Raw genomic sequence first — 12706 nt, 5'->3', positions numbered from 1 at the left:
GTGGAAAAGCGTCGGCTTAAGCTACAGGCTGCCAGAGATCGATCAGCCCCTGCGTTAAGCCGCCGCGCCAGCAAAGTGCATCATGTCCGCCGTCAACCTGACGCCAGAAAACGACCTGCTGCGTATGCTGTAATTGGTGATAAAGCGCCTGATTCGCCTGCAGGATCGTCGGCTCCCTGATGCCGGCCTCCAGCACGATACGCAGCCCGGATGCGGAGAGTTCGCCCGCGCGAAGCTGCTCAATAAGCTGCCCGTCCCGCTGGCCGCTGCGATGGGGCCACCAGTACGAACCGGACTGGCTCAGCACGCAGCCAAAGCGCATCGGCCAGCGCAGCGCGGCGTACAGCGCCGACAGGCCGCCAAAGCTCTGGCCGGCGACCACCGTCCGATCGGGGCAATCGCTGAACGGCGCAACCGCTTTTACCTGCGGCAGCAGCTCCTGCTGTACGGCCAGCCAGAAGTCGGCGTTGCAGGGCAGTTCAAGCGCGCGCCGGCGGTTATCGATAGCGTCAATCAGCAGATAAACGGCGGCAGGCAGCCGCCCCTGGCGGGTTAACGCGGTCAGCGCGGGCCAGATCGGCATACTCTGCGCCCAGAACTGGCCGTCGAGGAGGATCGCCAGCGGTCGCTCCCCGGCCTGCGCCTCGCCGGTGGTAAAAAGCCACACCCGCCGCGTGTTGCCCAGCCGCTCGCTGCGCCACTGCAAAAGTTTCGCAGACGAGAGCGGCGGCTGGGGGCAGTCCCAGCCCGGCTGCAGCGGCGCATCCGGCATCTCCAGCGCGGAGACCGCGTGGCCGCGCCCTCCCAGCCAGCTTGCCGGATTCAGCGGATCGGCAATCGCCTGTGGCAGCAGCTGTTGCCAGCCTTCACGCAGCGTCGTCCTGTCGGGAACCTCGCCCGCCGCCGACGCGAAAACGTCGGCCCGGGGAGAAGGAATAAAGCAATAGCTGCCGCGCCAGCCGGCGCTGAGCGTCGTGCTCCAGCACCAGACGTCCGTTCCGGCAATGCGTCGTAAGCTCTGGGGGAGCGCGTTCTGATGGTGATCGGTTACGCCGGTGATATAGATCCAGACCCGGCGGATCGGCGAGGTGCGCTCATCGCCCTTGGGATCGCGCCACCAGAAGGTGACCCGATACGTTCCGTCCGCCTGCCGGACCCATTCCGGCCCGCTTTTAGATTGCCACCAGCAATCGCTTCCCGTCGTTAACGCCGTCACCGTCATAACCCCATGTTTATTTCACAGTTTTCATAGAAACATGAAAAATATCGATAATATTATTGATAACTATTTACATTTGCAATAGCGTATTGTCGCGCTATGGGAAGCGCGAACACCATTTCACCATTTATTTAGCCCTGTTACCGCGTGCCTTTCAGCAATGAAGGGTTTCACCGGTGCGGGCAATTCAGGGGCGGAGGCCTGTGGCCAGGCGTCCGGCCGCAAGCGGCAAAAGAAAAGCAGGACATCCAATGAACAACAAGATTCATTCTCTGGCCTTACTGGTCAATCTGGGGATTTACGGGGCCGCGCTGCCGGCTATGGCGGAAGAGCCCGTCGGCAGCCCCGCCGCGCATGAAGACACCATCGTGGTCACCGCCGCCCAGCAGAACCTGCAGGCACCGGGAGTTTCCACCATCACCGCCGACGAAATCCGTAAAAACCCGGTGGCGCGCGACGTGGCGGAAATTATCCGCACCATGCCGGGGGTCAACCTGACCGGGAACTCTACCAGCGGCCAGCGCGGCAACAACCGCCAGATCGATATTCGCGGAATGGGTCCGGAAAACACGCTCATCCTGATCGACGGTAAGCCGGTAACCAGCCGCAACTCGGTGCGCCTGGGCTGGCGCGGCGAACGGGACACCCGAGGTGATACCGCCTGGGTGCCGCCGGAGATGATCGAGCGCATCGAAGTGCTGCGCGGCCCCGCCGCCGCACGTTACGGCAACGGCGCGGCCGGCGGCGTGGTCAACATTATTACCAAAAAAGGCAGCGGCGAGTGGCACGGCACCTGGAGCACTTATTTCAACGCGCCGGAGCATAAGGCCGAAGGGGCGACCAAACGCACCAACTTCAGCCTGAACGGCCCGCTGGGCGGCGACTTCAGCTTCCGCCTGTTCGGCAATCTCGATAAAACCCAGGCCGACGCGCGTACCATCAACCAGTCTCACCGCTCAGACCGCACCGGCTCCTACGCCGACACGCTTCCCGCCGGTCGCGAGGGGGTGATCAATAAAGATATTAACGGCGTGGTGCGCTGGGACTTCGCCCCGCTTCACTCCCTGGAGCTGGAGGCGGGCTACAGCCGCCAGGGCAATCTGTACGCCGGCGATACGCAAAATACCAATACCAATCAGCGGGTAAAAGACAACTACGGCAAAGAGACCAACCGCCTCTATCGCCAGAACTATTCCCTGACCTGGAACGGCGGCTGGGACAACGGCATCACCACCACCAGCTGGGCGCAGTATGAACACACCCGCAACTCCCGCACCCCGGAAGGCCTGGCGGGCGGTACGGAAGGGATCTTCGATCCGAAGGCCGCTCAGAAGTACATTGACGCCGATCTGAACGACGTCACCCTGCACAGCGAGGTAAGCCTTCCGCTGGATCTGTGGGTAAATCAGAACCTGACCCTCGGCACCGAGTGGACCCAGCAGCGCATGAAGGACATGCTCTCCAGCTCGCAGACCTTTATGGGCGGCGATATTCCCGGTGCCAGCAGCACCAACCGCAGCCCTTACGCCAAAGCGGAGATTTTCTCGCTGTTCGCCGAAAACAATATCGAGCTGACCGACAGCACCATGCTGACGCCGGGCCTGCGCTTCGATCACCACAGCATCGTGGGCAACAACTGGAGCCCGTCGCTGAACCTGTCGCAGGGGCTGGGGGATGACTTTACCCTGAAGATGGGGATCGCCCGCGCCTACAAGGCACCGAGCCTGTACCAGACCAACCCGAACTATATTCTCTACAGCAAGGGCCAGGGCTGCTACGCCACCGGGTCGGCCACCGGCATCGGCTGCTATATGCTGGGCAATGACGATCTGCAGGCGGAAACCAGCGTCAACAAAGAGATTGGCCTTGAGTTCAAGCGCGACGGCTGGCTGGCCGGGGTCACCTGGTTCCGCAACGACTACCGCAACAAGATTGAGGCGGGCACGGTGCCGTACGACCGGACCTCCATCACCAACGGCAATAAAACTACCCTGACCGATATTTATCAGTGGGAGAACGTGCCGAAAGCGGTGGTTGAGGGGCTGGAGGGGACGCTGAACGTGCCGGTCAGCGAAACCGTTAACTGGACCAACAACATCACGTACATGCTGCAGAGCAAAAACAAGGAGACCGGCGAGCGGCTGTCCATCATTCCGGAGTACACGCTGAACTCCACCCTGAGCTGGCAGGTGCATCAGGACGTGTCGCTGCAGTCCACCTTTACCTGGTACGGCAAGCAGGAGCCGAAGAAATATGATTACCAGGGCAAACCGGTGACGGGAACGGACAAGCAGTCGATCAGCCCCTACAGCATCGTCGGCGTGAGCGCGACCTGGGAGATGACGAAAAACGTCAGCCTGACCGGCGGGGTGGATAACCTCTTTGACAAGCGCCTGTGGCGCGAGGGCAATGCCCAGACCACCAGCGATATCAAAACGGGCGACTACATGCAGGGCGCGGGCGCGCGCACCTATAACGAGCCGGGCCGGACGTGGTATCTGAGCGTCAATACCCACTTCTGATAACCGCACTCCTCTCCCCGCGGGGAGAGGAGATTCCCGGAATATGATGCAGACCATCCATTCAACGCTCTTCTTCGCCGGCCGCCGGCTACACGTCGTCGACTTCGATCCCCTCAGCGTTGAGGATCGCGACCTGCTGTGGCTTCCTCACGCTTCGCGGCTGGCTTCGGCCGGATGCAAGCGCAAAGCGGAACACTTAGCCGGGCGCATTGCCGCCGTTCACGCCCTGCGCGAGTTTGGCCATAAGGCCGTTCCCGCCGTCGGCGAACGCCGCCAGCCGCTGTGGCCGGCGGGGCTTTTCGGCAGCATCAGCCATTGCGCGACCACCGCGCTGGCGGTAGTGTCTGCGCGCCCCGTCGGGGTGGATATCGAAGCGATATTTACCCCGGCGCAGGCCCGCGAGCTGGAGAGCAGCATTATTACGGCGGCGGAGCGCCGGATGCTGGCACAGAGCGGGCTGCCCACCGCGCTGGCGCTGACCCTGGCGTTTTCCGCCAAAGAGAGCGCCTTTAAGGCCGCCCCGCTGCGCCAGCAGGAGGGAATGGGCTTTACCGATTTTCAGCTGGTGGCGATGCGCAGTGACGCGCTGGTTCTGCGCAGCGATACCGCTGCGTATCAGGTAAGCTGGCGTCGCTGCACCGGAAGGGTGGTTACCCTTGCGGTAAGCAGCGAAGCCGATGGGGCAGCGTCCCGTTGAAGAACCCCGCCCGGACCCGCGCTCAGAGCAGGCTTTGCGCCAGCGCGGCAATGGACTTCGCGTCAAGGCCGTGGTGCTGACGCAGCCAGCCGCGGTCGGCCGCCGCCGCGTATTCGCCGTCCGGGATCCCCAGACGCCGCAGGACAATGCCTTCTCCCGCCTCGGCCAGCGTTTCGGCCACCAGGCTACCCAGACCGCCGTTCACGTTATGCTCTTCCACGCTAATGGCCGCCCGGCAGCCCTTCAGCGCCGCCAGCAGCGCCCTGGTGTCGCAGGGGCGAATTGACGGCACGCTGATAACCGTCGCCTGTATACCGGAATCCGCCAGCATCGCCGCCGCGTCAACGATCTCATGTACCGTCGAGCCGGTGGCCACCAGCGCCAGATCGCCGCCTTCCCGCAGGGTCACCACCGCTCCCGGCGTAAAGCGATAGCTTTCATCATGCAGCTCCGGCAGCGCCTTGCCGTCCATGCGGATATAGACCGGCCCCTGATAGCCGAGAGCATAGTCGATAATCTGCCGGCACTCGCGCGGCGAAGAGGGGGCGAAAATCTGAATATTGCCGAAGCCGCGCATGATGGCGAGGTCGTCAATAGCGTGGTGGGTGCTCGCCAGCGGACCGTAGCTGGCCCCGGCGTTAAGACCAAACAGCTTAACGTTGGTATTGTTATAGCAGACGTCCACCTTGATCTGCTCGTTGGCACGGGAGACCAGAAACGGCGCTGCGTTGCAGGTCACCGCGACCTTGCCGCCCAGCGCCAGGCCGGCAGCGGTTCCGACCATACTCTGTTCGGCGATACCGACGTTGACCAGGCGGTCCGGAAACTGCTTAACGAAGGGGGCAATTTTCGCCGTTGAGGTGGAATCTGCCACCACCGGCACCAGGTCGACGCCGCGCTCAACGGCGTCGATAAACGCCTGCACCATCACGTTGGCGAGATGTTCTGCATTACTCATCTTTCAGTTCCTCCAGTGCCAGTTCAATCTCATCGCCTTTCGGCACCCGGTGATGCCACTCGGGCCGCCCCTGAATAAAGGAGATGCCGGCACCTTTGGTGGTATTGGCGATAATCACGTTCGGTTTCCCCTCCTGCTTCAGCCCCTCCAGCGCGGCCACAACCGACGCCATCTCATTGCCCCGGCACTCGGTCACCGTCATACCAAAGGCCCGCCACTTATCGGCCAGCGGATCGGTGTTCATAATTTCCCGGGTCGGCCCGGCCAGCTGGAGATTATTTTTGTCATTGATAATAACCATGTTGTCCAGCCCGTAGTGCGCGGCGGCCAGCGCCGCTTCCCAGTTGCTGCCCTCGGCCAGTTCGCCGTCGCCGGTGATTAAAAAGATGCGCCGGGCGCTGCCGCTTTTTTTCGCCGCCAGCGCCAGCCCAACCGCCACCGGCAGGCCGTGCCCCAGCGCGCCGGTATTCAGCTCAATGCCCGGCGTTTTCTGGCGAACCGGATGGCCCGGCAGGTGCGAATTGGCATGTTGATAGGTTGCCAGCCAGTCGGTCGGGAAGAAACCCGCCTCCGCCAGCACGCAGTAGTAGCAGCCGACCGCGTGGCCCTTTGACTGGATATAGATATCCCGCTCGTCGTCCGCGATGCGATCCGGGGCGACGTTCAGAATGCGAAAATAGAGCGCGGTAAGCAGCTCCACCTGCGACAGATCCGCACCGGTGTGGCCGCCCGCCGGGCTGTCGGCGTTAAGCCTGATAATGTGGCGGCGGACCGCCCGCGCTTTCCGCTCAAGGGCCTTAATATCGTAGTTATAGGGATTCATCGATCACCTCTGAATTTATTTTCACTATGGAATATTTATTCCGTCAGGGATTAAAAAGCCAGAAATCCCAGGGCTTCGCACGGCCAGCCGCTGTCGGCTGCCTCCTGCTCAGGCGCATCCTGTCCGCTTAGCCGCAGGCACCGTGATGCCGGACCCGCACAGTTGACTCAAAACCGCTTTGAATATATATTCATTAGCGATTCTTTATTCAATTATGCGATCCCTTTTCCGCTTTTGTCCAGTGCGGAATCTGAGCATCGAACAGAATTTGCGCTTTATCACACTTAACGCTCCCCTTTTTTCGCGTATGATGAAGAGCTTAACGATAATGGCAGTACAGTTATGATTTTCGGTGAATGATATGGCTAAGCAGGATGAACAACGGCTGTTGGTTAAAATCGCAACGCTTTACTATCTTGAGGGGCGAAAGCAGTCTGATATTGCTCAACTTCTCTCGCTTTCTCAGTCATTTATCTCCCGCGCCATCACCCGCTGCCAGAAGGAGGGGGTGGTCAAAATCAGCGTTGTACAGCCCTCAAATATCTTTCTTAATCTTGAAAAGGGCATTGAGGATCGCTACGGCCTGAAGCAGGCCATTGTGGTCGACACCGAAGAGCAGGCCAGCGATCACAGCATTAAGCGCGCCATCGGCTCGGCCGCCGCACACTATCTGGAGACGCGCCTGCGCCCCAGAGATCTGGTGGGCGTCTCCTCCTGGAGCTCAACCATCCGGGCGATGGTCGATGAAGTGCACAGCCAGAACCTGAAGGCGGGCGGCGTAATTCAGCTGCTGGGCGGCGTAGGGCCGAACGGCAACGTGCAGGCGACCATCCTTACCCAGACCCTGGCGCAGCATCTTAACTGCGAGGCCTGGCTGCTCCCCTCCCAGAGCATTGAAGGCTCTGTGGAAGAGAAAAAGCGGCTGGTCGCCAGTCAGGACGTCGCCGACGTCATCTCCCGCTTCGACGAGGTGGACATTGCGATCGTAGGAATTGGCATTCTCGAACCCTCACAGTTGCTGAAAACGTCGGGCAACTATTATCACGAAGATATGCTTCAGGTGCTGGCGGATCGCGGCGCGGTGGGGGATATCTGCCTTCACTACTATGACAGGCAGGGCCAGCCGGTATTGCAAGAGGATGAAGATCCGGTCATCGGTATGGCTCTTGAAAAGGTTAAACGCTGTCCGAACGTGGTGGCGCTTGCCGGCGGCACCGATAAGGTCGCGGCAATCAGGGGCGCGCTGCACGGCGGCTATGTTGACGTGCTGATTACCGACTATCCCACCGCCAGGCTGCTGGTCACCGAGTACCCCCCCTCTCCTCCTGCGGCCTTTGCAAAAATCTCACTTTCGTAAAGGCCTTAATAAAAAAGCTTTAAAATCAAATAACTGAAAGGATTCACCGCCGCTTATTTTCAGGATCGGCACCGCGCCATTCCCTGCCAACAAGTGTGATTTTCTGCACAATTGATGATTTTTCAGGTAGCCCAACAGGCCGATTGTGGCTAAGGTGTTTAAATAAATAATCAATATCGAATATATATTCAAAGGCGGGATGTGTTAAGGCCGCATCGCTCCCATACCTTGCCGGAGCGCGCGTGACGCCGGGGGCGCAGCATTTCCCCTTCGCCGCCAGGACGTAATATGACTCAGGAGATCGGCTATGCGTGCAGCGAATAAAGCGTTCATTATTGCCCTCGACGAAGGCACCACCAACGCCAAGGCGGTGGTTCTCGACGATAAGGGCGGCGTAGTGGCGAAATTCTCCCGCCCCCTGGCGATACAGACGCCGCGCGAAGGCTGGGTCGAACAGTCCGGAGAGGCGCTGATTGCCGCCTCTCTTGAGGTGATAGCCCAGGCGATTGCGCACGTTGGCGCTGAAAAGGTGGCGGCGCTGGCCATCAGCAACCAGCGGGAAACCGCTATCGGCTGGTATCGTCAGAGCGGCAGGCCGCTGAGCGCGGCCATTACCTGGCAGTGCACCCGCAGCGCCGCGTACTGCGACGCGCTGCGCCACGAAAATAAAGAGCAGTTGATCAAGCGCACCACCGGCCTGCCCATCGCCCCGCTGTTCTCGGCCTCCAAAATGCGCTGGCTGCTGGAGTCGGTAGAAGACGGACCGCAGCAGGCCGCGCGGGGCGAAATTTGCCTCGGCACCATCGACAGCTGGCTGCTGTGGAACTTAACCGGCGGCGACGCCTTCTGCTGCGACTACTCAAACGCCGCGCGCACCCAGCTGCTGAATCTGCACAGCGGGCAGTGGGACGACGATATGCTGGCGCTGTTCCATATTCCCCGGGCGGCGCTGCCGGAAATTAAACCCTCCAGCGGCCCGTTTGGTCATACCCGCGGGCTGGCGGCGATACCGGACGGCATCCCGGTGATGGCGATGGTCGGTGACTCCCACGCCGCGCTGTTCGGCCACGCCCTGGGCGAACTGGGCTGCGTAAAGGCCACCTACGGCACCGGATCGTCGGTGATGGCCCCGGTGAAATCAGCCCGGAGCGACATCGCCGCGCTGGCCACCACCATCGCCTGGCACGACGGCGACCGCCTGGTTTACGGGCTGGAGGGCAATATTCCCCACACCGGCGACGCGGTGGCGTGGATGGCGGACAGCACCGGCCTCAGCGAACTGTCGGAGGCGGAGCTGGCCCACGAGCTGAACTCCCTCCCCACCTCCGTGGAATCCACGCTTGGCGTTTACTTTGTTCCGGCCCTGACCGGGCTGGGCGCGCCGTGGTGGGACGACAGCGCCCGCGGAACGATTTGCGGACTAAGCCGCGGGGTAAAGCGCGCCCACCTGATCCGCGCCGCCCTGGAGTCTATCGCTTACCAGATCGCCGACGTGGTGGTCACCATGCAGCAGCACAACGACTTCAACCTGTCGGCGCTGATGGTCGACGGCGGACCGACGAGAAACGACTGGCTGATGCAGTTTCAGGCGGACCTGCTGGGCTGCCCGGTGATGCGCAGCGACGTGCCGGAGCTGTCCGCCATCGGCGCGGGGCTGCTGGCGCGTAAAGCGCTGACCCCTGGCTCGCTGGCGGATCTCAAAGCCTGCCTGACCCTGCACAGTGAATTCCGCCCCGATATGGCCCGCCACCGTCACCTGCAGAAAAGATGGCAGGAGTGGCGCGAGGCGGTGAACAGAACATTATGGAAACCGGACGCGCGTGCCTGACGGGTCAGGCAATTTACGCACAGCAACCTTCAACGCCTGGAAAAAAGGAGATCCCCGGCCCATAAAATAATGTAGCACTCCCCTGTTCAGGCTTTACGTTGTTTCACCATACCCGACAATAACAACACAGAGAGAAAATTGTCATGAAATTACGTTTAACGCTGTTAACCGCTGCGACCCTCACCGCGCTCTCCTTTTCCGTCCAGGCGGCGGAAAAGGGCACCATCATGATTATGGTTAATTCGCTGGACAACCCTTATTACGCTTCAGAAGCCAAAGGGGCCAGCGAGAAAGCAAAAGAGTTAGGCTATAAAACGACGATTCTGTCCCATAGCGAGGATGTTAAAAAACAGAATGAATTAATTGATACCGCCATTGGCCAGAAAGTCCAGGGTATTATTCTGGATAACGCCGATTCAACGGCCAGCGTCGCGGCCATTGAAAAAGCCAAACAGGCCGGTATTCCGGTGGTATTAATTAACCGCGAGATCCCCGTTGATAACGTCGCGCTGGTGCAGATTACCCATAATAACTTCCAGGCCGGTTCTGAAGTCGCCAACGTCTTTGTGGAAAAGATGGAAGAAAAAGGCAAATACGCCGAGCTGACCTGTAACCTCGCCGATAATAACTGCGTAACCCGCTCCAAATCCTTCCATCAGGTGATTGACCAGTTCCCGGATATGGTCAGCGTCGCGAAGCAGGACGCCAAAGGCACGCTGATTGACGGAAAGCGGATCATGGACAGCATCCTGCAGGCGCACCCGGACGTGAAAGGGATCATCTGCGGCAACGGGCCGGTAGCCCTCGGCGCGATTGCCGCCCTGAAGGCCGCCAACCGCAACGACGTGGTGGTGGTCGGCATTGACGGCAGCAACGACGAACGCGATGCGGTGAAGTCCGGTGCGCTGCAGGCCACCGTGATGCTGCAGGCGCAGGCCATCGCCGCCCAGGGCGTTACCGATCTCGATAACTACCTGCAGAACGGCACTCAGCCGGCGAAACAGCGCGTCATGTTCCGCGGCATCCTTATCACCAAAGATAATGCAAATAAAGTCCAGGATTTCAATATCAAATCCTGATCTCGGGCTGTTGCGCCTCTCCGGGGGCGCAGAGGAGAAGAGTATGTTAAAACAAGCCTGGCTGGCGCTGTTGGTGTTGACCCTGGGCGGCTGCCGCATCGTCTCCCAGCAGGAGCTGGCTGATTTAAAATCCCCGCCGAATCCTCATATGGTCGATATCGACAGGACCTGGCAAAGCAAAATCGTCCCGCAGATCGTGGGCCAGGCGCGTCCGGTCGCGGCATTACTCTCCGCGCTGCAGGCGGCGAACGACTTCGACAGCGCCTGTCAGACGCTGGGTTACCGCTCTCAGGATGAAAACCCCTGCATTTTTTACGTCACCGTCGAAGGGAAAATCGACAGCATCGACACCACCTCGCGCAGCGGCAAAATGACCGTCGAGGACCGCGGAGGCGACAAAATTATTGTCCAGACCGGACCGACGCTGCGCGGCACCCTGCTGCGCGACGCCTATAAAGAGGCCAGCTACGGCGATTTCAACGACCAGGTGCTGTTCGGCGAATATGGCCGGGCGATTAACGAGCAGGCGGTGAAGATGATTCAGGCGGCCCGGCTGAAGGCCGGAGACAGAGTCCGCATCGACGGCGTCTTTTCCGCCTGGGATATTCCCCGGAGCGCGCCGACTATCACGCCGGCCAGAATCGAAAGCCCGCAAGGAGAATAAGATGCAGCAGCAGGAGAATATCACTCCCCGGGGCGAAGAATCGCAAGTCATTATAGAAACCCGCGCGCTGTCGCGTGTTTATCCGGGCGTGGTAGCCCTTGATGACGTTAATTATCGGGTTTATCGCAATAAGGTTAACGTTCTTATTGGGGAAAATGGTGCCGGTAAATCAACGATGATGAAAATGCTCGCCGGCGTGGAAACGCCCTCCTCCGGAAAAATTCTTCTCGACGGCGCACCGGTGACACTTAATTCCACCCATCAGGCGGAAAAGCTGGGGATCAGCATTATTTTTCAGGAGCTGAATTTATTCCCCAATATGAACGTTATGGATAATATTTTTATCGCTAACGAATTTTTCCAGAAGGGCAGAATTAACGAAAAATATCAATATTCGCTGGCGAAATCGCTGCTGGAGAGGCTGGAGCTGGACGTCGATCCCCTGACGCCGCTGGAGGAGCTGGGCATCGGCCACCAGCAGCTGGTGGAGATCGCCCGCGCGCTCTCCAAAGATACCCGCGTGCTGATTATGGACGAGCCAACCTCGGCCCTCAGCCAGTCGGAGGTAAAGGTGCTGTTCAAGGTGATTGAGCAGCTGAAGCGGCGCGGCGTCACCATTATTTACATCTCCCATCGGCTGGAAGAGCTGATGGAGATCGGCGACTACATCACCATCTTCCGCGACGGCCGTTTTATCAGCGAGCGCCCGGTTCAGGACGCCAGCATCCCGTGGATCATTGAGCAGATGGTCGGCGACAAGAAAAAACACTTCGACTACCGGCCCGCCCCGAAGGGCGAGGCCATCCTGACGGTCGAGGGGCTGACCGCCCTGCACGCCAGCGGCGGCTACCGGCTCAATGAGGTGACCTTCAGCCTGAGCAAAGGCGAAGTGATCGGTATCTACGGCCTGCTGGGTGCTGGACGCACCGAGCTGTTCAAGGGGCTGGTCGGCCTGATGCCCTGCCAGAGCGGCCGCGTTCACCTGAACGGCGAGCGCATTGACCGGGCACCGTTTCAGGCGCGGCTGAAAAAGGGGCTGGCGCTGGTGCCGGAGGATCGCCAGGGCGAGGGGGTGGTGCAGATGATGTCGATCCAGTCCAACATGACGCTCTCCGACTTCAGCCTGCAGGGCTTTCGTCGCGCCTGGAAATGGCTGAACCCGCAGCAGGAGCAGGCCAGCGTGGCGCAGATGGTTGACGAGCTGGCGATTAAGGTCAGCGATCCGGCGCTGCCCATTACCTCGCTAAGCGGCGGCAATCAGCAGAAGGTGGTGCTGGGCAAGGCGCTGATGACCCGGCCGCAGGTGGTCTTCCTTGATGAACCGACCCGCGGCATCGACGTCGGTGCCAAGTCCGATGTCTATCACCTGATCGGCAAAATGGCGCAGCAGGGGCTGGCGGTCATGTTCTCCTCGTCGGAGCTGGATGAAGTCATGGCGCTGGCGGACCGCATTCTGGTCATGGCCGACGGCCGCATCACCGCCGACGTGCCGCGCCATGCGGTAACCCGCGAGAAGCTGATCGCGGCTTCGACACCTCAAGAATAACCAGGCTGGAACC

General features: G+C 60.3%; 10 protein-coding genes. 7 read left to right on the top strand and 3 right to left on the bottom strand.

The window, feature by feature from the left end; all coding sequences use genetic code 11:
* Positions 1–16 precede the first annotated feature (16 nt).
* The gene (fes, locus tag GJV78_RS00855; RefSeq protein WP_330998769.1) at positions 17–1216 is read right to left on the bottom strand and encodes an enterochelin esterase; all 1200 of its coding nucleotides are present in this window, start codon (positions 1214–1216) and stop codon (positions 17–19) included.
* 254 nt (positions 1217–1470) lie between these two features.
* Here fes and GJV78_RS00850 point away from each other — a divergent pair, with 254 nt between their 5' ends.
* Together GJV78_RS00850 and entD are read left to right on the top strand one after the other, a co-directional pair.
* Positions 1471–3741 (top strand): TonB-dependent siderophore receptor, encoded by a 2271-nt coding sequence (locus GJV78_RS00850; protein ID WP_155106536.1) that lies wholly within the window; start codon positions 1471–1473, stop codon positions 3739–3741.
* Positions 3742–3787: 46 nt separating this feature from the next.
* Entirely contained in the window at positions 3788–4438 is a 651-nt protein-coding gene (entD, locus tag GJV78_RS00845; RefSeq protein WP_155106673.1) for an enterobactin synthase subunit EntD, read from the top strand.
* A gap of 22 nt (positions 4439–4460) precedes the next feature.
* Here the strand turns inward: entD and GJV78_RS00840 are convergent, their stop codons facing one another.
* Both GJV78_RS00840 and GJV78_RS00835 read right to left on the bottom strand, forming a co-directional pair.
* On the bottom strand, positions 4461–5396 hold the full coding sequence (locus tag GJV78_RS00840) for a transketolase family protein (protein ID WP_155106535.1): 936 nt from the start codon (positions 5394–5396) through the stop codon (positions 4461–4463).
* Positions 5389–6219, bottom strand: coding sequence for a transketolase (locus tag GJV78_RS00835; RefSeq protein WP_155106534.1), 831 nt, complete (start codon positions 6217–6219; stop codon positions 5389–5391). The genes GJV78_RS00840 and GJV78_RS00835 overlap by 8 nt, the downstream gene beginning before the upstream one ends.
* Positions 6220–6580: 361 nt before the next feature.
* On the opposite strand from GJV78_RS00835, the gene GJV78_RS00830 reads away from it, so the two are divergent.
* The 5 genes from GJV78_RS00830 (at position 6581) to GJV78_RS00810 (ending at position 12693) form a co-directional block, all read left to right on the top strand.
* Positions 6581–7576: a sugar-binding transcriptional regulator gene (locus tag GJV78_RS00830; protein ID WP_155106533.1), complete on the top strand. Its 996-nt coding sequence runs from the start codon at positions 6581–6583 to the stop codon at positions 7574–7576.
* A 307-nt stretch (positions 7577–7883) separates the two neighbouring features.
* A complete protein-coding gene (locus GJV78_RS00825; RefSeq protein WP_155106532.1) occupies positions 7884–9404 on the top strand; it encodes an FGGY family carbohydrate kinase in 1521 nt (506 codons plus the stop codon).
* Between the two features lie 143 nt (positions 9405–9547).
* Entirely contained in the window at positions 9548–10483 is a 936-nt protein-coding gene (locus GJV78_RS00820; protein ID WP_155106531.1) for a D-ribose ABC transporter substrate-binding protein, read from the top strand.
* A 43-nt stretch (positions 10484–10526) separates the two neighbouring features.
* Positions 10527–11147 carry a DUF2291 family protein gene (locus tag GJV78_RS00815; protein WP_155106530.1) on the top strand — a complete coding sequence of 207 codons (621 nt, stop codon included), beginning with the start codon at positions 10527–10529 and terminating at the stop codon, positions 11145–11147.
* Position 11148: 1 nt separating this feature from the next.
* Positions 11149–12693 (top strand): sugar ABC transporter ATP-binding protein, encoded by a 1545-nt coding sequence (locus GJV78_RS00810; RefSeq protein ID WP_155106529.1) that lies wholly within the window; start codon positions 11149–11151, stop codon positions 12691–12693.
* Positions 12694–12706: the final 13 nt, after the last annotated feature.

Origin of the sequence: Intestinirhabdus alba (assembly GCF_009711095.1) — a bacterium.
Taxonomy (GTDB): Bacteria; Pseudomonadota; Gammaproteobacteria; order Enterobacterales; family Enterobacteriaceae; genus Intestinirhabdus; species Intestinirhabdus alba.
The sequence above is the reverse complement of the archived record's forward strand: the minus strand, read 5'-3'. Positions and strand labels throughout refer to the sequence as shown.